8 protein-coding genes and 1 pseudogene are annotated in these 21,993 nt (G+C 62.8%); 3 read left to right on the forward strand and 6 right to left on the reverse strand.

Translation table 11 applies throughout. The features are described 5' to 3' along the window. Positions 1-225: 225 nt before the first annotated feature. From AACW30_RS11220 to AACW30_RS11230, 3 genes are all read right to left on the reverse strand, one after another. Complete coding sequence (locus AACW30_RS11220) at positions 226-993, reverse strand: N-acetylmuramoyl-L-alanine amidase (protein ID WP_200625032.1); 768 nt, start codon at positions 991-993, stop codon at positions 226-228. Positions 994-1,116: 123 nt separating this feature from the next. Next, positions 1,117-2,436 carry an ATP-binding protein gene (locus AACW30_RS11225; protein ID WP_106576502.1) on the reverse strand — a complete coding sequence of 440 codons (1,320 nt, stop codon included), beginning with the start codon at positions 2,434-2,436 and terminating at the stop codon, positions 1,117-1,119. Next, positions 2,436-3,131: a response regulator gene (locus AACW30_RS11230; RefSeq protein ID WP_106576501.1), complete on the reverse strand. Its 696-nt coding sequence runs from the start codon at positions 3,129-3,131 to the stop codon at positions 2,436-2,438. The genes AACW30_RS11225 and AACW30_RS11230 overlap by 1 nt, the downstream gene beginning before the upstream one ends. 177 nt (positions 3,132-3,308) lie before the next feature. Between AACW30_RS11230 and dsbD the strand changes: the two genes are divergently transcribed. From dsbD to dsbG, 3 genes are read left to right on the forward strand one after another with little or no spacing between them, the layout of a single operon-like run. Beyond that, on the forward strand, positions 3,309-5,036 hold the full coding sequence (gene dsbD / locus AACW30_RS11235) for a protein-disulfide reductase DsbD (protein ID WP_200625033.1): 1,728 nt from the start codon (positions 3,309-3,311) through the stop codon (positions 5,034-5,036). Continuing rightward, the gene (locus tag AACW30_RS11240; protein WP_200625034.1) at positions 5,036-5,881 is read left to right on the forward strand and encodes a TlpA disulfide reductase family protein; all 846 of its coding nucleotides are present in this window, start codon (positions 5,036-5,038) and stop codon (positions 5,879-5,881) included. The genes dsbD and AACW30_RS11240 overlap by 1 nt, the downstream gene beginning before the upstream one ends. Further along, a complete protein-coding gene (gene dsbG / locus AACW30_RS11245) occupies positions 5,857-6,618 on the forward strand; it encodes a thiol:disulfide interchange protein DsbG (protein ID WP_200625035.1) in 762 nt (253 codons plus the stop codon). Before AACW30_RS11240 ends, dsbG begins: the two co-directional genes overlap by 25 nt. Positions 6,619-6,885: 267 nt before the next feature. Here the strand turns inward: dsbG and AACW30_RS11250 are convergent. From AACW30_RS11250 to AACW30_RS11260, 3 genes and pseudogenes are all read right to left on the reverse strand, one after another. Next, a pseudogene (locus tag AACW30_RS11250) lies at positions 6,886-7,884 on the reverse strand (chitinase); the annotation flags it as partial. 40 nt (positions 7,885-7,924) lie between these two features. Next, a complete protein-coding gene (locus tag AACW30_RS11255; RefSeq protein WP_119742343.1) occupies positions 7,925-8,560 on the reverse strand; it encodes a lytic polysaccharide monooxygenase auxiliary activity family 9 protein in 636 nt (211 codons plus the stop codon). A 519-nt stretch (positions 8,561-9,079) separates the two neighbouring features. Beyond that, positions 9,080-21,976, reverse strand: a complete 12,897-nt coding sequence (locus AACW30_RS11260) for a non-ribosomal peptide synthetase (RefSeq protein WP_200625037.1) — start codon at positions 21,974-21,976, stop codon at positions 9,080-9,082. Positions 21,977-21,993 lie beyond the last annotated feature (17 nt).

The raw sequence follows: 21,993 nt of genomic DNA on the forward strand, positions 1-21,993 counted from the left end.
GTTGGGCCATGGATGGCCCGTCGCGGCGGCCCACGGATTCAAGCCGGAGTGAGGGCACACCGAGCCTAAGCGAGGTGCCGAGTGGTGGGGCAAAGACCTTTTGGTTACTTTTGGCTGGGCCGGCATTCCGGGCGTTTGCCAAAAGTGACCCGCTGTAAGAGCGGAACCCTAAGCCGCCGTGACCGCAGCAACGGATATGTACACCCTCCCCCCAAAAAAACGCACTCAAAGCCCCCGATACCGATCATTCAACGCATACAAAATCGCACACGTCTCCCCATCCAAAACCCCACCATAATCCCGACTCCGAAAGTGCATCTGAAACGCCCGCGTCCTCAGCTCAAACGCCCGGCGATTCTGGGCCGGCTTATACCCATACCGCTGAAACGCCCGCTCCACCTCAACCTCCGGCGGCAACCCAAGACAAAACCGCCGCTGAAACATGCCCCGCGTCGTCTCATCAAACCAGGCCCCGACCCCAGCCTCGAACAAACGCTGCCAAGGCAACCGAGGCCCCGGATCGCTCTTGCGCCAATACGCAACATCCGAATGCCCAAGCACATCGGCAGGCCCAATCTGCGGATAGCGCCCAAGCACATCGCGAACCAACGCAATCAGCACATCAACCTGTTCTTCGCCATACGCTGGAAACGTAAACACGCCCCCCTCATCCCGCGCCAGATTAACAACCTCGACACCAATCGACCGGCTATTGAGATCATCCCGCCCACCCCAATGACTGACCCCGGCGTGCCACGCACGCTTATCCTCGTCCACCAGCCGAAACACCCGCAATTCGTCATATCCGGTGGCGCGGTAGCCAGGGTCATCCGGATCCGGCAGCAAGTAGTGAGCGCTGACACCGTCTTGCGTGAGCGTACGCAGGGATGAAGCAAAAGGCGCTGCGGTGTAATGCAAAACCACGTGCCGCACGGGCTCAGCGTTACGCTCATTGAAACCCCTGGCAGGGAAACTGCTATCGACCACCAACATAAGAACCGTCCTTTTCAGTACAGGCCGAGTCATTCAGCCCGCTCAAGCGCAAAAAAATTACCGCCATCCTGAAGGGAAGAATGTCAGGCAGGCGGTAACTATTTGGTGCTTGAAGAAAAGTACTCAGCGCCGCAACGGCATCCCCAGATCGACCCGCAAACCATCCGCCTGGCTGTCGAATTTCAGCGAGCAGGAACAGCGCTGCACGATCGCCTGAACAATCGCCAGACCCAGCCCGCAGCCCTCACTGCTGCCATTGCGCCAGAAGCGTTGGGTCAGGTATTGCAGGTCCTCACTGGAAATCTGCTTGCCATGATCACGCACGCGGAACACCACCGTGTCGGCAGTGGTGAACACACTCAGTTCAACACGGGTATCAGCCGGCGTATGGCGCAGCGCGTTATCGAGCAGGTTGCGCAAGGCCGCGACCGCCAGGGCCACCGGCATTTCCACCGGCGTCTCGGTGAGGTTGGCCGACAGGATCAGGTCGATACGCCGGTTGTCGCCGGCGTTGGCATCCTGGATCGCCAGCCGTGCGACTTGTTCAGCGCTCGATTGCAGGCCGTCATCAAACGACAGGCTGCCTTCCACCCGCGCCAGCAGCAGCAATTGCTCCAGGGTGCGGTGCAGGCGGTCGGCGCCCTCCTCGGCGTGGGCCAGGGATTGGTCGCGCGCCGCGCCGTCGGTCATGCGCGCCACTTGCAGGTGGGTCTTGATCGCCGTCAGCGGGCTGCGCAACTCATGCGCGGCATCACCGGTGAGGCGGCGCTCACGCTCGATGGTCTTGGCGATGCGCTGCAACAGTTGGTTCTGGGTGTCGAGCAGCGGTTTAAGCTCGCTGGGCAGGGGATGAATCTGCAAGGGTTCGAGCGAATCGGCACTGCGGCGCATCAACGCGTCACGCATGCGGTTGAGCGGCAACAGACTCTGGCCGATGCCCAGCCACAGCAGGCACAGGCAACCCAACAAGGCCACGCCGACCGGCACCGAAGCCGCCAGCAGGATCGACAGGTTCAGCGCCTCGCGCTCCACCTGGCGGTCGGCCGTTGTGATCAACAAGTCACCCCGGGACAGGGTGAAACTGCGCCAGCCGACGCCGTCGATGACTTGATCGCGAAAGCCACTCTTGCGCGACTCCAGGCCTTCATCCGGGGTCATGTGGCTGCGCGCCAGAATTTCCCCACGCAGGGAGCTGACCTGACAGGCCATGCCCCCCGGCACATTCAGTTGCTCGGTGCGCAGGTGCGTACCGCCACTCACACTGGCCAGGCCCGGCATCTGCTCGGTCAGCCCCGCGACCATGCGCGCCGACGCCACCAGACGCTGGTCGAGGGAAAACATCATCTGGTTGCGTAGATCGTTGAGCATCCAGGCCGCCGCCAGCAGCCAGATCAGCACGAAAGCAGCGCCCAGCTTGAACGTCAGGCGCAGGCGCAGGCTCATCACGAGGCGTGTTCTCCATCATCGGCCACGCCACCGTCGGCCGTGCCCAGGCGATAACCGAGGCCGCGCACGGTCTCGACGATGCCGTTGCCCAATTTGCGCCGCAGGTGATGGATATGCACGTTGAGGGCGTTACTTTCCAGTTCGTCGTTAAAACCGTAGACGCTGTCCTTGAGCTGTTCGCTGGACAGCACCCGGCCTTTGTTATGCAACAAGGCCTGCAACAACGCTTGTTCGCGACGGGAAAGATCCACCGGCTCGCCGCCCAGGAAGGTTTCGCGGCTGCTGGGGTCGTAGGCGAGGCGGCCGTGTTCGATCAGGTTGACCCGGCGCCCCGCCACCCGCCGCAGGAGGGTTTGCAGGCGGGCGGCAAGCTCGCGCAGGTCGAAGGGCTTGAGCAGGTAATCGTCGGCACCGGCCTGCAGGCCGTCGACACGGTTGGTCACAGAATCCCGCGCCGTCAGAATCAGCACCGGGATCTCCAGTCCCTGGCTGCGCTGTTGCTGCAGCAGCTTGAGGCCGTCTTCGTCGGGCAACCCGAGGTCGAGCACCATGATGTCGAACGTGGCCGCCTTGAGCATCGCCCGCGCAGCCGCGGCCGTGGCCACGCGTTCGACGGTAAAGCCCTGGGCGCCAAGGCCGGCCACGATGCCGCTGGCGATCAGTTCGTCGTCTTCACAGACCAGTACGTGCATGGTGAACCCTTCATGAAAGATGGGGAGAATTAAAGGTGCAGCGGATTAAGCGCCGATTATGCCGTGAAAAGAGGCGCGCTCAGACACGCCCTTCACTTTAGAATAGCCCCCGGTTAATCATCGGTTAATCAACGCCACACATTGTGTCCCTAACTTGCACCAAACTAAGGCTTGACCATGCGGCATCTGTTTACCTTTCTACTGGTAATGTTCGCGGGATTCGCCCAGGCCGCGCCGGGCAACCCTTTTGAAAGCAAACCCGATTTCCTCCCGGTGGGCAAAGCCTTCACCTTTACCTCCGAACGCCTGGAGTCTGGCGAGACCCAGCTGTATTGGCAGATTGCCGACGGTTACTACCTGTACCAGCAACGCATGAAGTTCGACGGCCTGGCCGACAAGCCGGCGTTACCGCAGGGCGAAGCCCACAGCGACGAGTTCTTTGGCGAACAGCAAGTGTATCGCCAGGGCCTGGAAGTGAAGATTCCGGCCGGCGCCACCGGCCAGGTCAAGCTCGGCTGGCAGGGTTGTGCCGATGCGGGGCTGTGCTACCCGCCGCAGTCGATCACCGTGGACCTGGGCGGCAACCCCGCCGTCGCCGCCACCGCACAAGCCCAGGACCAGAGCCTGGCCAGCGGCCTGCAACAGCGCAGCCTCGGCTGGAGCCTGCTGGTGTTCTTTGGTCTGGGCCTGCTGCTGGCATTTGCTCCGTGTTCGCTGCCGATGCTGCCGATTCTGGCAGGCCTGGTGGTCGGCAGTGGCGCGAGCCCGCGTCGTGGTTTCGCCCTGGCCAGCAGCTACGTGATATGCATGGCGCTGGTATATGCAGCGCTGGGCGTACTGGCCGCGCTGCTCGGCGGCAACCTCGCTGCATGGCTGCAAACGCCTTGGATTCTTGGCAGTTTCGCCGCGGTGTTTGTGATCCTCGCCCTGCCAATGTTTGGTTTCTTTGAACTGCAATTACCGGCCTTCCTGCGTGATCGCCTGGACAACGTCAGCCGTCAGCAAAGCGGTGGCAGCCTGGTGGGCGCCGGCATGCTCGGTGCGCTCTCCGGCTTGCTGGTGGGGCCGTGCATGACTGCGCCACTGGCCGGCGCGCTGCTGTATATCGCCCAGAGCGGCAATGCGTTGCACGGTGGCCTGATCCTCTTCGCCATGGGCATCGGCATCGGCATCCCGCTGTTGCTGCTGGTGACGGTGGGCAACCGCTTCCTGCCGAAACCGGGCACCTGGATGAACGTGCTCAAGGGCGTCTTCGGCTTCCTGTTCCTGGGCATCGCGGTGCTGATGATTCGCCCGGTGGTCGGCGAAAGCCTGTGGCTCGGCCTGTGGGGCGTATTGGCCCTGGTGATGGCTTACTGCGGCTGGGGCCTGGCGCGCGAATACGGGCTGGCGGCCAAAGTGTTTGGCGCCGGCTCCCTGGTGCTGGGCCTGTGGGGCGCAGTGCTGGTGGTGGGCGCGGCCGGTGGCAGCGACGACCTCTGGCAACCGCTGAAGGTCTACGGTGGCTCGCGGGTTGCGGCTGCACCGAGCGCCCATGACGCGTTCATGACCATCAATGACCCGGCCGTGCTGCAAACCCAGCTCGACAGTGCCAAGGCCCAGGGACAATGGGTGCTGGTGGATTACTACGCCGACTGGTGCGTGTCGTGCAAGATCATGGAAAAACAGGTATTCGGCCAACCTGAGGTGATGGACGCCCTGAAAGATGTGCGCCTGCTGCGCCTCGACGTCAGCGCCGACAACGCTGCCAGCCGTGAGCTGCTCGGTCGCTACAAGGTGCCGGGGCCACCGAGCTTTGTGTGGATCGGCCCGGACGGTGAAGAACGTCGTGCCCAACGCATCACCGGCGAAGTGGATGCCGCCGCCTTCCTGCAACGCTGGACGCAAACCCGAGACGCACGCTGATGCTGACCCTGACCATCGGCACCTTCGCCATCGCCCTGAATCACATCCTGCTGATCAGCGCATTGATACTCGCCACCCTGGTGGGCTGGCGGGTGGCCAAACGGGGCGGCGAAAACCCAGAATCGGTGCTGTTCACGCTGTTCCTGTTGGGCATGCTGGCCGCGCGCGTCAGTTTTGTCATGATGTACTGGAGCGATTACAGCCGCGATCCCCTGCAGATGGTCGACCTGCGCGACGGCGGTTTCCTCGCCTGGCCCGGCGTGATTGCACTGGTACTCGGCGCGCTGTTATACGGCTGGCGCCGCCCTGCCCTGCGCAAACCGTTGAGCGCCGGCGTGGTCACCGGCTTAGTGTTCTGGGGCCTGACCAGTTTATCGCTGAGCCTGTACGACAAAGGCGCGCAACTGCCGGACATCACCTTGCGCAACGCCAATGGCGACGTGGTGCAACTGGCCGACTACAAAGGCGGCCCGCTGGTGATCAACCTCTGGGCCACCTGGTGCCCACCGTGCCGCCGGGAAATGCCGGTACTGGAGCGCGCCCAGCACCAGCGCCCCGACGTGACCTTCCTGTTCGTCAACCAGGCCGAAAGCATGCAAAGCGTCAGCACCTTCCTCGCGACCCAAGGCCTGACCCTCGACAACGTGCTGTTTGACGCCAGCGGCCGACTCGGCCAGGCCGTGGGCTCCATGGCCTTGCCGACCACGCTGTTCTACCAAGCCGATGGGCGCCTGATCAACAGCCACCTCGGTGAGCTGTCCCAAGCCAGCCTGGCCCGTGCCATGGAACCCTTCGACACCGCCCCTGAAAGGAAACCGACATGCCAAGCCTCCGCCACCTGCTGACCCTGCTGCCGCTGACGCTCGCGGCCACTCTGGCCCAGGCCGAAGACTGGCCGGCACCGATCAAACAGATCGAAGCCAAAGGCGCCAAGATTCTTGGCAAGTTCGATGCGCCCAGCGGTCTCACCGGCTACGCCGCGCAATACCAGAACCGTGGCATGGCGCTGTACCTGACCTCCGACGGTAAAAGTGTGATCGCCGGCAACCTGTACGACGCCGAGGGTAAAGACCTGAGCAGCGCGCCCCTGGAAAAACTGGTGTACGCGCCGATGGCCAAGGAAGTCTGGGCCAAGATGGAACACAGCAACTGGATTCAGGACGGCGATAAAAACGCGCCACGTATCGTCTACCTGTTCAGCGACCCCAACTGCCCATACTGCAACATGTTCTGGGAACAGGCACGGCCGTGGGTAAAAGCCGGCAAGGTGCAGTTGCGCCACATCATGGTGGGCATTATCCGTGAGGACAGCCCGGGCAAGTCGGCTGCGCTGTTCGCCGCCAAAGACCCGCAAAAAGCTCTGGAAGAACACGAAGCCGCCGGTAAAGGCAGCAAATTGCAGGCGCTGGACAAGATCCCGGCGGACATCGAAGCCAAGCTCGATGCCAACATGAAGTTGATGGAAGAGCTGGAATTGTCGGCGACGCCGGCGATTTTCTATCTGGATGACAAGGGCGGGTTGCAGCAACAGCAAGGCGCGCCGTCACCGGACAAACTGGCGAAGATTCTGGGGCCGAAGTAATCGGCGTTTCCCTGAGAATGTTTCAGGCTTGCGCAACGTAAAACGAGCAACGCAAATTCATAAAAAACTGATGAAGACTTGAGCCTTGACGCAGAAAATCCGATGCCCAAACAGGCATCGGATTCTATTTCGTAAAGCCAACGATCAGATCATAAACACAGCTGTTTGAGATCAGGCACGTCTGCCAGATGTCTCTTTGCGCTACCGCCGATTGGCGACGTCGAGATCCGCCTCATCCTCACCGAGGCCAGACAGATGAGTGCCTTGGATCAACGGCCCATAACGGCGGCTGAATTCCCAGTTGTAGGGCACATGGTCTTTGCTGATCCCATTGTCCCAATTCACCGACCATGTCATCAGGCCCTTGATCGGCAACCCTTTGTCGTACAAACGCTTGAATGCATTGGTCACGGCTGCAGGGTTGATCACATAACCGGTGGCGGCTGCGTCGACGTTGGCCGGCAGACCAATGACGAACTTGTCCGCCGGGATTTTGGTAAACCCTCGCGTTCCGCTCACCAGACTCTCGGTCAGGTAAAACAGGAAATCCTCTTTCATCGCGTCGTTGTTCTGGGCAATCCAGGCACCGTTGCCGTTGTTGACCTCCTGCACCCAGATCCCGTCGCCCCCCTGGTTGTAATACTGCGGGGCAATGAAGTCGTAATAGCCTTCCAGCGCCTGGATGTAACCGACGTATTTACCGGCGGTGGTCAGGTAAGGAAACTCCGGCGCCATGCTGATAATGAAGTGTTTGCCTTCACTGGCGTAATGGTCCTTGACCAGTTTCAACGCGGCGGGCAGGACAGTCTTGTTGTCGGCGAAATCAATCGCGCTCTGTTCAAGATCGATGTCCAGGCCATCAAAGCCATAGGTTTCCACCAGGCGGATAATCTCGTTGGCCAGTGGCTGTTCATTGCCTTTATGCAGCTCGATGTGCGCATCGGCGCCGCCAAGGGAAATCAGCACCACCCTGCCCTGGCTGTTTAGCACGCCCACCTGACGGCGGAACTCGGCGTCGGAAAGGTTGTACGGTTTGAACGTCGGGATACCGTTGCCTTTCATGAAGGCCACGGCCACCACGTTGTAATCCTTCGGCACGTCCGACAGGTTCATATTGGCGAATTGGCCACGCTGGTAGCCGTCGCTCGCTCCGGCAGGCCAGTTGTGCCAGAAGCCCATGAGGATCTTTTTGCCGGCAATGCTCGGCATCAGCGAAGCGACATCGTTCAGCGGCGATTTCAATAAGGTGAAGTCAATCTTGGTCATGTTCTAATCCTTCAGAACGTATGGGTTTAACGGCGCGGGCTTATTTGAAGTCCACGTCGAAGGCTTGATAAAACGCGTTGCCGGTGTTGGCGACGATCCACATCAACACGATCACATGCTTGCCCTTTTTGTTGGCCGGCAGTTTCACTTCGTGATTGACCTTGGCCTTCAGTTCACCTGCATGGCTGAAGTACGGCACCTGGGTATAGAAGTCTTCGGCGAACGGCTGGGTTTCCAGTTGTGCGCGGGTGATGCGCTGTTTCGGATCCCAGCCATCCTTGGTGATCAGCCAGCGATAGCCACGTGTAGTGTGCGGCGCGGTGTATTCCCAGGTGACCTTGAAGGTCTGACCCGGGTCGACATTGAGCAGCGGCCAGGTGAAGGCGCGGTTGAGTTTCTTGGCCATTTCCTCGTTGGTGAAGTTGACGCAGTCACGCGCATCGGTCTTGCCGCCGCTGAGGATGAAGCCGTCGGCTGGTGGGGTGACGCTGTCACTGTCGGTTTGATAAGGCGCCGGGAACGGACCGGCAATCAGTGCCGGAAAGTTCTTGCCGCCTTCCATTTCATTGACCTGCCAAGTAGCCAGCAGGCCGAGATCCACGGCGACGGCGCCACGGCTGGAAGGGGACGTGACACGACCATGACGAAGAGGTGTCTGGGTTTGTGGTTGGTTCATTTTCGACTCCATTGATTTGATTAAGAACTCTCCTTTCTTGAAGGAGAGAACCTCAAACTAACGAAGCTGCTTTTTTTTTCCACCGGCCCGTTTCTCGCTCATTTTCTTCTGATGAGACGACCACCCCCAAAACACTGTATATAAAAACAGTATTATGGAAATAACCTACGCAACTAGAGGGCAATTTCCTACAAATCAAGGCGCAAATAACCACACTTTCGCTCAAAATCGCCTTTGCCCTCTCGTAAGTGATGCTCGTGCGCATGTGATGAGGCATTGGCCTGGCGGCGAGACAGATCGGTGCCCGCGCTAAGGCACCCTCGTCGATGCCGCGATTATTCATGCTCCCAACTCACCCAAGAATGCGGCAGGCCAGCGTGACTCTGAGAGGCAGCACACCCACGCGCCACCTGGCTAAAGGCCCCTATCGGCGCCGATGTGGATGCTGCGTTGAGCAATGCTGAAAGTCGTTTTCGTTCCGACTCACAGCACGCTCACCGCCAGGGGTTCCAGGTTTCCTTAAAGCCCCTCCAACTCCGCCATCAAATCACTCAACCGATCCACCTTCTCGGCGCTGATATCATTCGCCGCCAACCCCTCGATGTACTCGGCCAACTCCGCCACCGTGCTGCACTCGAACATCGCCCGCAACGGTACATCCCGCTGCAGGCTTTTCTGCACCCGAGAGGCAATCTGTGTGGCCAACAACGAGTGCCCACCCAGCTCGAAGAAGTTGTCCTGTACGCCCACCCTGTCGACTTTCAGCACCTCGGCCCAGATAGCCGCCAACGTGGTTTCCAGTGCGTTGCGCGGCGCCAGGTAGTCCTGGCTGTGCAACTGGCCGATCTCCAGGGTCGGCAAAGCCTTGCGGTCGAGTTTGCCGTTGGCGTTCAGCGGCAGGCGCTCGAGCCATAACCAGTGCAGTGGCACCATGTATTCCGGCAGCTCAGCACGCAGGCGTTGCTTGATGCGGTCCAGGCGATCGCTCGGGTTGAGGCTTTCATCCGCCGCCACCAGGTAACCCACCAAGTGCTTGCCGTTGACGCCCTCTTGTACCCCCACCGCGGCGTCACGTACCTGCGGCTGTTCATGCAGACGCGCTTCGATTTCACCCAGCTCGATGCGGTAGCCGCGAATCTTCACCTGGTGGTCGATACGCCCCACATATTCCAACACGCCATCGCTGCGCCGACGTGCCAGGTCGCCGGTGCGGTAGATGCGCTCGCCGGGTGCGCCAAACGGGTTGGGCACAAACACCTGCGCCGTGCGCAACGGGTCGCTGACGTAACCACGGCCCACACCGGTACCTGCCACACACAGCTCGCCGACCGCGCCCTGTGGCACCAACTCCAGTGCGCCATCGAGCACGTATAACCGGTTGTTGTCGGTCGGGGTGCCAATCGGCAAATAAGTGCCTTGGGTTGACGCCAGGTCAACACGGAAGAACGCCACGTCATCCGAACATTCCGCCGGGCCATAAGCGTTGACCAGGCCTATGTCTGGATAACGCAGCAACCATTGGTGCGCCAGCTCCGGCGGCATCGCTTCGCCCGTCGGCAGCATCCAGCGCAGGCCGTCCAGGCTCATGCGTTCCTGGGCGAGCATGCCCTGGATCAGCGACGGTACGCTTTCCAGCACAGTAATGCCCTGGGCCTGTACATGGGCCAGCAAACCTTGCGGGTCATGGGCAAGGGTGTTCGGCACGATATCGACCCGCGCGCCAAACAGCGGCGCAGCGAGGAACTGCCACACGGAAATATCGAAGCTTTGCGAAGCGGTCTGGGCGATCACATCCGTCGAGCTCAGGTCCAGATAAGGCACCTTGCTCAACTGGTTATTGAGCATGCCGCGCTGTTCGACCATCACGCCCTTGGGCAGGCCGGTGGAGCCCGACGTGTAGATCACGTAGGCGAGGTTGTCCGGGCCACTGTAGACACCTGGATTTTCCCCACGCCCCGGCACTTCCTCCCAGACCAATAGCTGGCAGTCGGTACCGTCCAGCAGCTCAATCGCCTGCTCGCGGCACGCCTCGGTGCACACCAGCAACGGCGTACGGCTCAAGTCGATAATCCGGCTCAAGCGCTGGCTGGGCAGGCCTGGGTCCAGCGGCAGGTAACCGGCGCCGGCCTTGAAGCTGCCGATGATCATGCCCAGCAGGTCGAGGTTACGCTCGGCCAGCAACGCCACCGGCTGGTCCAGGCCAACGCCTGCTGCGATCAGCGCGTGACCCAAACCGTTACTGCGCCGGTTCAACTCGTCATAGGTCCATTGCTGGTCAAGGCAGCTGGCGGCGATGCGCTGCGGATGCTCGGCCACCTGCGCCTCGAACAGCTCGACATAGCTGCGCTCCAGCGGGTAGTCATGCGCGCTCTGGTTACACCCCTCCAGCAGGAATTCACGCTCTTGCTCGCCGATCAGCGGCAGGTCGGCCATGTCGCCATGAAAGCCCTGCACCAGCGCCAGCAGCAAGCGCTTGAACTCGCCGAGCATGCCCTGCACGGTGCTTTCGTCGAAGTAACGCTGGTCGTAGGACAGGTGCAAACCCAGGTCATCGCCCGGGTAGCACACTGCGGTCAACGGGAAGTTGGTGTGGGTGCGGCCGGAATCCGAGGTGGCGTTCAGGCTTTGCGCGCGGTCCAGCACCGAGACCTCCACCGGCGCGTTCTCGAACACGAACAGGCTGTCGAACAGCGGTTGGCCCTTGGGCAATTCGCTGTGTTCCTGGATGGTCACCAGCGGCAGGTACTCGTACTCGCGCAGCTGCATGTTGCTGTCTAGCAAGCCGCTCAACCACTGGCGCACGCTGCAGCGCTGACCGTCTTCAGGCAGTTTCACCCGCAGCGCGATGCTGTTGATGAACAGGCCGACAGTGCGTTGCATCTCGGGCATGTCCACCGGGCGCCCGGCCACGGTAACGCCGAACAACACGTCACGCTCGCCACTCAAGCGACGCAGCACCAACGCCCATGCCGCCTGGGCGAAGGTGTTGACGGTCAGTTGATGGGCCTGCGCCAGTTCTCGCAGTTGCGCACCGTCGCGTGCCTCAAGGCGGGTGTAACAGTCGCCCACCACCATGCCGCCGCTGTGGCCCGCATGTTCACGCAGGAACGGCCGGTCGCTCGGGATCGGTGTGGTGCGCTCGAAACCTTGCAGGTTGTGCTGCCACCACTGGCGTGCCTGGGCGAGGTTCTGGCGTTGCAGCCAGGCAATGTAATCGCGATAGCGCGGCGGTGTGGCCAACTGTGCTTCGCGACCTTCGCCCAAGGCCATGTAAATTTCAAAGAAGTCATTCATCAGCAGCGAACGGCACCAGGCATCGATGAGGATGTGGTGGTTGCTCATCATGAACCAGTAGCGCGCTTCACCGACGCGGATCAGGCGCAGGTGAAACGGCGCCTGGTTGAGCAGATCGAAACCGGCTTCCCGCTCGGCCTTGAGCAAGGCTTGCAGACGGGGTTCCTGTTCACTTTGCGGATCGGCGCTCCAGTCCAGGTACTCGATCGGCGTGCTGCCCGGCTTGTGGATCACTTGCAGCATGTCTTCGCCGACGTTCCAGCAGAACGATGCGCGCAAGGCTTCGTGACGCGCGATCACCGCCTGCCAGGCTTGGGCAAACCGCTGCGGGTCGAGCGCACTGTTGATGCGGTAGCGGTCCTGCATGTAGTAAAGGCCCGTGCCGGGTTCCAGCAGGGTGTGCAGCAGCAGGCCTTCCTGCATCGGCGTCAGCGGGTACACGTCTTCGATGGCGCTGGCCGGCACCGGCAGGCTGTCGAGTTGTGGCTGAGTCAGGTGCGCCAGCGGGAAGTCCGACGGCGTGAGGCCGCCGGCAGCGTCGCTCAGGCAATGCGCGATCAGGCTTTGCAGTTCTTCCAGGTAAGCCTGGGCCAGTTCGCGAATGGTCTGTTGATCGTGGCGCTCGCGGCTGAAGGTCCAGCGCAGCACCAGTTCGCCGCCGTACACCTGGCTGTCGACGCTCAACTCATTGGGCAACGGCGCCTCTGAGTCATGCGCCAGGCCGGCGGGCTCATCCAGCGGGTGGAACAGCGCATCGGCACCGAAGCTCTGGTCGAACTGGCCGAGGTAGTTGAAGGTGATGTCGGCGCTTGGCAGTGCAGCCATGGTCTGCTTGCACAGATCGTCCGCCAGGTAACGCAGCACGCCATAGCCCAGACCTTTGTGCGGCACGCCGCGCAGTTGCTCCTTGATCGCCTTGATCGAAGCGCCCTGCTCTGCTTGCGGGGTCAGGCGCAGTGGGTAAGCACTGGTAAACCAGCCGACGCTGCGGGTCAGGTCGATGTCATCAAACAAGGTTTCACGGCCATGGCCTTCCAGCTGGATCAGCGCGCAATCGTGACCACTCCAGCGGCACAGCACACGGGCAAGGGCCGTCAGCAGCAGGTCGTTGACCTGAGTGCGATAAGCGCTTGGCGCCTGTTGCAGCAACTGGCGGGTATGTTGCGCGTCCAGGCGCACGCTGACCGTGTCGGCATCACGAGTGAGCAGCGAACCGTGTGGGCGATCCACCGGCAATACCGCCGCAGGACCGGCCAACCGGTCTTGCCAGAGGCTCAACTCTTCACGCAGGGATTCACTGCTCGCATAGGCCTGCAAACGCGCAGCCCAATCGCGCAAGGCGCTGGTCTTCGCCGGCAAGCTGACCGATTGGCCGTCGCTCAGTTGGCGATAGACCGCTTGCAGGTCTTCAAGCAATACGCGCCACGACACGCCATCCACCACCAAGTGGTGAATCGCGATCAGCAGGCGTTGCTGACCCTGCGGGCCATCTACCAGTAAGGCGCGCAGCAGCGAGCCGTGTTCGAGGTCGAGGCCGCGTTGGGTGTCGGTGAACAGCGCGGTGCACTGCGCCATATCGCGCACTTGCGCCTGCATCAGCACGCCACCTTGCGGCACGGCCATGTGCTCGGCGTGCCATTGGGCATCACGCGGCGTAAAGCTCAGGCGCAGGGCGTCGTGGTGTTCCAGTACCGCCAACAGCGCTTGCTCCAGGCGATGAGGGTCGAGCAGTTGCAGCGGTTTGAGCAGCAACGCCTGGTTCCAGTGCTGACGATTCGGCATCGCGGTATCGAAGAACCAATGCTGGATCGGCGTCAGGCCGGAGCTGCCCGTCAGCACCCCTTGTTCGGCGCTGACCCGCTCGGACCGCGTGGCCACCGCCGCCAGGGTTTGCACGGTCTGGTGCTGGAACAGGTCGCGCGGGCTGAAGTGAATCCCGGCCTGCCGCGCACGGCTGACCACCTGGATCGACAGAATCGAGTCGCCGCCCAGTTCAAAGAAATTATCGTCCAGGCCGACTTGCTGCACGTTCAACACGGCGCACCAGATCGCGGCCAGGGTGTGCTCCAGTTCGTTGCGTGGCGCCACGTAGTGTTGGCGGTTCGCCTCCGGGTCCGGTTGCGGCAAGGCGCGGCGGTCGAGTTTGCCGTTGGCGGTCAGCGGCATGCTGTCCAGCACGATCAGGTGCGCAGGCACCATGTAGTCCGGCAGTTGCGTCTTGAGGTGTGCCTTGAGCGCGTCGCGCAGCGTGGCGTGGTCGGCGTCGCTGACCAGGTAAGCCACCAGCTGTTTGCCGCTCGGCGAATCCAGTGCCAGCACCACCGCTTCGCGCACCGCTTGGTGTTCCAGCAGGCGGGTTTCGATTTCGCCCAGCTCAATGCGGAAACCGCGAATTTTCACCTGATGGTCGATACGGCCCAGGTACTCCACCAGCCCGTCGGCGCGTTGGCGCACCAGGTCGCCGGTGCGGTACAAACGCCCGCCATTCGTAGCAAACGGGTCGGCGACAAAACGCTCTGCGGTCATGCCCGGGCGTTGGTGGTAACCCTGCGCCAGACCGGCCCCGCCGACATACAACTCGCCGGTCGCGCCTTGCGGCACCAGCGCCAGGTCGGCGTCGAGAATGTAGGCCACGCGGGCGCCGATGATGCTGCCGATTGGCACGCTGCCAGCGCCCTCTTCCAACTGCTCCGGCGCCAGACTGGCCAGCGGCATGACCACGGTTTCGGTCGGGCCGTAGGCGTTGAAAAACACCTCGGGCTGGAAGGCTGCGCGGATACGCTGCAGGTGTTCGCCGGTCAGCGCCTCGCCGCCGGTGATGCACATGCGCACCGGCAAGGTTTGCTGCTGAGTCGCCAGCCACTGCGCCAACTGGCTGCCATAGCTTGGGGTGAAGCCGAGGATATTGATGCGATGGGTGCGAATCAGCGCACAGATTTCTTCGGCATCCCACTGGCCCTGGGCCCGCACAACCACCTGCGCACCGCTGAGCAGCGGCACCAGCAAGCGCTCGGTGGCGGCGTCGAAGTTGATCGAATAAAAGTGCAGTTCGCAATCGTCCGCACGCATGCCAAAGCGCTCGATCACCGCCTGGCAATGCATGGCGATTTCACCGTGGGACACCACCACGCCTTTCGGCTTGCCGGTGGAACCTGAGGTATAGATCAAGTACGCCTGATGCTGCGGCAAGCTGATAAAGGGCAGCTCGTCGGCCGGGTAATTGGCGAGCACCGGCAGGTCATCTTCCAGGCACCAGCACGCCACCGTCGCCGGCAGTTCACCGAGGGCTTCGAACATCGCCGCATCACTGAGCAGCAGCCCGATGCCGCTGTCTTCGATCATGTAGTGCAAGCGGTCCAGCGGGTATTCCGGGTCCAGCGGCACGTAGGCGCCACCGGCCTTGAGAATCGCCAACAAGCCAATCACCATTTCCAGAGAACGCGGCAACGCCAGGCCGACGCGCACCTGTGGGCCGACGCCACGCTCGCGCAGCATCCACGCCAGGCGATTGGCGCGGGCGTCCAGTTCGCGGTAGGTCAGCGTTTCTCCTGCAAAAGTCAGCGCCGGTGCATCGGCACGCTGGATCGCCTGCTGACTGAACAACTGATGGATGCACTGATCGAGGCGATGCTCACCCGCCTCCACACCGAGGCTGTCCTGCAACACGCGCTGCTCGACAGCGGTCAGCAACGGCAGTTCGCTGAGACGCTGTTGCGGGTTGGCAATCAACGCTTCCAGCAGGTTGCGCCAATGCTCGGCCATGCGCGCAATACGCGGCGCGTCGAACAGGTCGGTGCTGTAGGTCAGGCAGCAACCCAGGCGATGGTCGAGGTCGGTGACTTCCAGGTTGAGGTCAAACTTGGTCGCGCGCGCATCGTTGGCTAGGTACTCGACGGTCATGCCGGCCAGTTGGCGGCTCTGCTGGAATTCCCAACGCTGCACGTTGCACATCACCTGGAACAGCGGGTTGTAGGCCGCGCTGCGCGGGGGTTGCAGGGCTTCCACCAAATGATCGAACGGCAGGTCCTGATGGGACTGGCCTTCGATCACGGTGTGGCGTACCTGCTCGAACAATTCAGCGACATTCATCTGCCCATTGAGCTGGCAACGCAGCACCTGGGTGTTGAGGAACGCGCCGATCAGCCCTTCGCTTTCCGGGCGAATCCGGTTGGCCACCGGCGCGCCGATGCGCAGGTCGGTCTGGCCGCTGTAGCGGTAGAGCAACACGGCCAGGGTGGCGGTCATGGTCATGAACAGGGTCAGGCCGCGTTCGGCATTGAAGGCGCGCACGCGGGCGGCCAGTTCATCGCTCAGGTCAAAGCGGTACAGCTCGCCCTGATGGCTTTGCACCGGCGGACGCGGGCGGTCGCCGGGCAGTTCGAGCAGTGGATGCTCATGCCCAAGCTGCCCGATCCAGTAGTCCAGTTGGCGCTGGCGCTCACCGGACTCCAGCCATTGGCGCTGCCACACGCTGTAGTCGAGGTACTGCACCGGCAACGGCGCCAGCGGCGAGTCGCGCTCGTCGATAAAGGCCTCGTACAGCGCGCTGAGTTCACGCGCGAAGATGTCCATCGCCCAGCCTTCGGTGACGATGTGGTGCAGGGTCAGCACCAGGTAGTGTTCCTGCTCGCCGGCCTTGACCAGACACGCGCGCAGCAATGGCCCGGTTTCCAGGTTGAAAGGCGTATGGGCTTCGTGGTCGGCCAGTTGTTGCAGGCGCAGCTGACGCTCGGCTTCATTGAGCGCCGAGAAATCCTGCCAATCCATGCGCAGTCCGGTTTGCCTGGCGACCTTTTGCTGGGCCACGCCGTCGACGCTCGGGAAGGTTGTGCGCAAGGTTTCGTGACGCATGATCAGGGCTTGCAACGCCGCCTCGAACCGCCCCACGTCCAGCACGCCACGCAGGCGCGCCATGCCACCGACGTTGTAGGCCGGGCTGTCCGGCTCCATCTGCCACAGGAACCACATGCGCTGTTGGGAATAGGACAGCGGCACCGGCGCGCTACGGTCGACCTTGGCGATAGCGGTTTGCTGGTTGCGCTGGCCCGAGGCTTGGATCAGGCCGACTTGCTCGGCAAAGGCGCCCAACTCGCTGGCTTCGAACAAGGTGCGCAGCGGCAGCTCGACGTCGCAGGCCTGGCGGGTGCGCGAGATGATTTGCGTGGCCAGCAACGAGTGGCCACCGAGGGCGAAGAAGTCGTCGCCCAGGCCAATGCGAGGCAGGCCGAGGACTTCGCGCCAGATCGCCGCAATCTGCTGCTGCAATGGGGTTTGGGGTTCGATGTGTTCACGGGTTAGCCACACCGGCGCCGGCAATGCACGGCGGTCCAGTTTGCCGCTGGGGCTCAGCGGCATCGCATCCAGACGCATCAGTTGCGCGGGCACCATGTATTCCGGCAGCTCGGCGGCCAGGGCGGTTATTACCTGCTGCTCGTCCAGTGCGGTGCTGGCGGTGTAGTAGCCGATTAACTGCTGGTCACGCACCAGCACCACGGCTTGGGTGATGCCGTCCATGGCCAACAGGCGTGCTTCGATTTCTTCCGGTTCCACGCGAAAGCCACGCAGCTTGACCTGCTGATCGAGGCGGCCGAGGTATTCGAGTACGCCGTCAGCGCTCCAGCGCACGCGGTCACCGGTGCGGTACAGGCGTGTGCCCGCCTCGCCCGATGGGTCGGCGACGAAACGTTCGGCGGTCAGCCCGGCGCGGCCGAGGTAACCGCGCGCCAGGCCGATGCCGCCGATGCACAATTCGCCCGGCACACCGGCCGGCAATGGGTTGAGGTGTTCGTCCAGCACGCGACAGATCACATTGCCCAGCGGCCGGCCAATCGGCGAGCGTTCGCCGTCTTCGGCCTGGCACTGCCAGTGGGTGACGTTGATCGCGGTTTCCGTCGGGCCATAACGGTTGTGCAGTTGCACCGCCGGCAACTGTGCCAAGACGCGGTTGCGCAGTTCGGCGGGCAACGCTTCACCGCCTGAGAACAGGCGGCGCAAGCTGGTGCATTCGGCCACCAGCGGCTCATCGATAAACAGCTGCAACAGCGGCGGCACAAAGTGCAGGGTGGTTACGCCGTGTTCCTGCACCAACTGCGCGATGCGGTGCGGGTCGCGATGCTCGCCGGGGCCGGCCAACACCAGGCGGCAACCGGTGATCAATGGCCAGAAGCACTCCCACACCGACACGTCGAAACTGATCGGCGCTTTTTGCATCAGCACATCGGTGTCGTTGAGTTGATACGTGGCTTGCATCCACTGCAAACGCTCGGCCAGCGCCGCATGGGTATTGCCCACGCCCTTGGGTTGGCCGGTGGAGCCGGAGGTGTAAATCACGTAGGCGAGGTTGTCGCCCTGCAGATGCAAACCCGGTGCATGGGTCGGCCAGCTGTCGAGGTGCAGGCTGTCCATGGCGATCACGCACACGCCTTCGGGTGCCGGTAGCAACTCGAGCAGTGCGGTTTGGGTCAACAGCAGGTGCACGCCGCTGTCCTGGAGCATGTAGGCCAGGCGGTCGGCGGGGTAATCCGGGTCGAGCGGCACATAGGCGCCACCGGCCTTGATGATCGCCAGCAGGCCGATCAACAGTTGCGGCGAGCGTTCGGCGGCGATGGCCACGCACACATCCGGGCCAACGCCCTTGTCGCGCAGGTAATGGGCCAGGCGATTGGCCTGGGTGTGCAGTTGGGCGAAGCTCAGGTTGCCGTCCTTCCAGACTAGCGCGGTGTTGTCCGCGGTGTGTTGGCTGAGCAGCTCGGGCAGCCACTGTTGCGCCGGCGTGCACGGCGATTCACTCCACGGCTGTTGTTCGTCGGTTTGCATCAGCTGCAAGTCGCCGATGGCCTGTTGCGGTTGCTCGCACACGGCGTGCAGCACGTTGATGTAGTGCTCGGCGAGACGCTGAATGGTTGCGCGGTCGAATAATTCGTCGGCGTAGTCGAACGACAGGCTCAAGCGCCCGTTGCGGTCTTCTTCGCTGTGCAGTTGCAGGTCGAACTTGGCTTCGCGGCTGTGCCATGGCAACTCATCGGCGAGCATGCCCGGCAGGCGGCGCAAGGCACTCAGGTCGCGTTGCTGGTGGTTGAACATGACTTGGAACAGGCCCTGTTCGCGGGCGTGCGGGAAGGCTTCCAGCAGTTGCTCGAACGGCAGGTCCTGATGCGCCTGGGCGCCCAGCGCAGCCTGACGGGTGGCCGCCAACAATTGATTGAACGGCAGGCGCCCGTCCAGCTCGGCGCGCAGCACCAGGGTGTTGATGAAGAAACCGATCAGGCCTTGGGTTTCCTGGCGCGGCCGGTTGGCATTCGGCACGCCGATGCGGATATCGCGCTGGCCGCTGTAGCGGTAGAGCAGGCTTTGAAACGCCGCCAGCAGCAGCATGAACGGGGTGGCTTGGTGGTCTTGGGCGGTCTGGCGAATCGCTGCACTGAGGCCGGCATCCAGGCGCACGCTATGGCGCGACGCGCTGTGGCGTTGTTGCGCCGAGCGCGGATGGTCGGTGGCCAGGCTCAGGCTCGGATGCTCCTCGCCCAACTGGGTTTTCCAGTACGCCAGTTGCCGCTGGCCTTCGCCTTCAGCCAGCCATTGGCGCTGCCAGCTGCCGTAGTCAGCGTATTGCAGGGCCAGTGGCGGTAGCTCCAAAGTCTGGCCTTGCGTCGCGGCGGCATACAGGCGCGAGAATTCGTCGATGAGAATATTCAGCGACCAACCGTCGGCGATGATGTGGTGCAGCGTCACCAGCAATTGGTGGTCTTCATCGTCCAGGCGCACCAGGGTCACCCACAGCAGCGGGCCTTTTTCCAGGTCGAACTGGGTGCTCGCTTCGTCTTCGCGGATCTGCTGCGCGCGAGCCTCACGCTCGGCGTCAGGCAGGTCGCTGAGGTCGATAATTTGCAGGTCGAATTCGGCGCTTGCCTGCACACGCTGGAAGGCCTGACCGTCGCGCTCGTAGAAACGCGTACGCAGGGCTTCGTGACGCTCGATCAAGTGCTGGAAGCTGGCGCGCACGGCGCCTTCGTCCAACTCGCCGCGCAAACGCAAGGCGCCGGGGATGGTGTAGGCGCTGCTCTGCGGGTCGAGTTGCCAGGTGATCCACAGGCGGTTTTGCGCCAGGGATTGCGGCAAGTCGTCCTGGCGCGACAAGGCATGAATCGCGCCTTGAGCAACGCCGCCGTCCTGCTGCAATTGCGCAACGCTTGCGGCAAAGCTCGCAAGGGTCGGCGCTTCGAACAGCATGCGCAGGTTCAGCTCCAGCCCCAGGGTTTCGCGCAGGCGCGCGACCACTTGGGTGGCGGTGATGGAGTTACCGCCGAGCAGGAAAAAGTGGTCATCGGCGGCGACGTTTGCGAGCTGCAACTGCTCGCACCAGATTGCGCCGATCTGGCTTTGCAGTTCGGATTCCAACACCGCATCGCTCACGTGCGCTTGCAGCTCGGGGAACTGCGCATAGCTGTCGAGGCTGCCGTCGGCGTGGCGGATCGCGCAGGCTGAACGCTGCACCTTGCCGCTGGACGTCTTCGGCAAGGCGCCGGGGTTGAGCAGTACCACCACGCTCGGGGCTTGTTGATACGCCTCGGCCACGGCCTGGCGGATGGCTTTGATCAGCGCCTCGGGCGGCAGGATTTTCTGCACGCTGCGGCTGATTTCGGCGGCGATGCCGATGCCTTCCAGGCCCTGGTCATTCACTGCAAAAGCGGCGACGCGGCCCTTGCGCACCACTTCCACTTCGCGCTCGATGGTGTGTTCGATGTCCTGCGGGTACAGGTTATGGCCGCGCACGATCAGCAGGTCTTTGAGGCGGCCGGTGATGTACACCTGGCCCTCGCGGATAAAACCCAGGTCGCCGGTGCGCAGCCAGGTGCGGCCGGCGTGCTGTACAAACGTCTTGGCCGACGCTTGCGGGTTGCGCCAGTAGCCGTGGGCGATGCTCGGGCCGCTGGCCCACAGTTCGCCGACGTGGTTATCCGGCAGTTCGCTCAGCGTGTGCGGGTCGGCGATCAACACCGCGTGCTCCGGCTGGCTGGTGCCGCAGCTCATGATCGCGTTGCCCTGCCCCGGTTCGGCGCGGTTGGCGGCCAACGCCTGTTCATCCAGGCGCAAGGCCGGGATGCCGTGGCCGCGGGTACCGCCAGCGACGAACAGGGTCGCCTCGGCCAGGCCGTAGGAGGCGAAGAAATTGTTCGGGGTGAAGCCACACGTCGCGAACTTCTCGGCGAAGCGTTCCAGGGTATCGAGGCGGATCGGCTCAGAGCCCGAATAGGCCACGCGCCAGGTGCTCAAGTCGAGGCGCTCCAGGGCTGATTCGCTGACCCGCTCGCTGCACAGGCGGTAGGCGAAATCCGGGCCACCGCTGATGGTGCCGCGGTATTCACTGATTGCCTCCAGCCAACGCAGCGGCCGGCCAAGGAAGTACGCCGGCGACATCAACACGCACGGCACGCCGCTGAAGATCGGTTGCAGCAGGCCGCCGATCAGGCCCATGTCGTGGTACAGCGGCAGCCAGCTGACGATCACGTCATCCGGGTTGAGGTCGATGCCGAAGCCACGACGGATCAGCACTTCGTTGGCCACCAGGTTGCCGTGGCTGACTTGCACGCCTTTGGGCAATGCGGTGGAACCGGAGGTGTATTGCAGGAAGGCGATGTCATCGGCGTGCAGTTCGGGTTCGACCCAGCGCTCGGCGAGCTGTGCCTCCAGGGTGTCGACGCTCAGCACCGGGGGTGCGTTTTCGATCTGCGCCAGGCCGTCGCCGAGGCTGGCAATGGTCAGCAGCACGCGCGGTTCGGCGTCACTGATGATCGACAACAAGCGCTCCTGGTGATGCCGGCGCGTGGACTCTGGCGGATACGCCGGCACTGCGATGACCCCGGCGTACAGGCAGCCGAAAAACGCCGCGACGTAGTCCGGGCCGCTGGGGAACAACAGCACCGCGCGCTCGCCCAACGCCACATTGGCCTGCAAGGCGGCGGCGATCGTGCGGGCGCGCTGGTCCAGGTCACGGTAGCTGAGCACAACGTTTTGCTCGGCGCAGTCGGCGAGGAAGCGCAGGGCCACCTGGTCCGGGGTCTGCGCGGCGCGACGTTGAAGAGACTGGACCAGAGTGCGGGGAAGTTCGAAGGCGTCCATCATGGGGTTCCTGCCTGAAA

The sequence above is a fragment of the Pseudomonas sp. MF6747 genome (assembly GCF_963890955.1).
Lineage (GTDB): Bacteria > Pseudomonadota > Gammaproteobacteria > Pseudomonadales > Pseudomonadaceae > Aquipseudomonas.

Bases quoted from the DNA above. Each gene is read 5' to 3' on its own strand.
- AACW30_RS11225 (WP_106576502.1), bottom strand. From the start codon at position 2,436: ATGAGCCTGCGCCTGCGCCTGACGTTCAAGCTGGGCGCTGCTTTCGTG.
- dsbD (WP_200625033.1), top strand. From the start codon at position 3,309: ATGCGGCATCTGTTTACCTTTCTACTGGTAATGTTCGCGGGATTCGCC.
- dsbG (WP_200625035.1), top strand. From the start codon at position 5,857: ATGCCAAGCCTCCGCCACCTGCTGACCCTGCTGCCGCTGACGCTCGCG.
- AACW30_RS11255 (WP_119742343.1), bottom strand. From the start codon at position 8,560: ATGAACCAACCACAAACCCAGACACCTCTTCGTCATGGTCGTGTCACG.
- AACW30_RS11220 (WP_200625032.1), bottom strand. From the start codon at position 993: ATGTTGGTGGTCGATAGCAGTTTCCCTGCCAGGGGTTTCAATGAGCGT.
- AACW30_RS11230 (WP_106576501.1), bottom strand. From the start codon at position 3,131: ATGCACGTACTGGTCTGTGAAGACGACGAACTGATCGCCAGCGGCATC.
- AACW30_RS11240 (WP_200625034.1), top strand. From the start codon at position 5,036: ATGCTGACCCTGACCATCGGCACCTTCGCCATCGCCCTGAATCACATC.
- AACW30_RS11260 (WP_200625037.1), bottom strand. From the start codon at position 21,976: ATGATGGACGCCTTCGAACTTCCCCGCACTCTGGTCCAGTCTCTTCAA.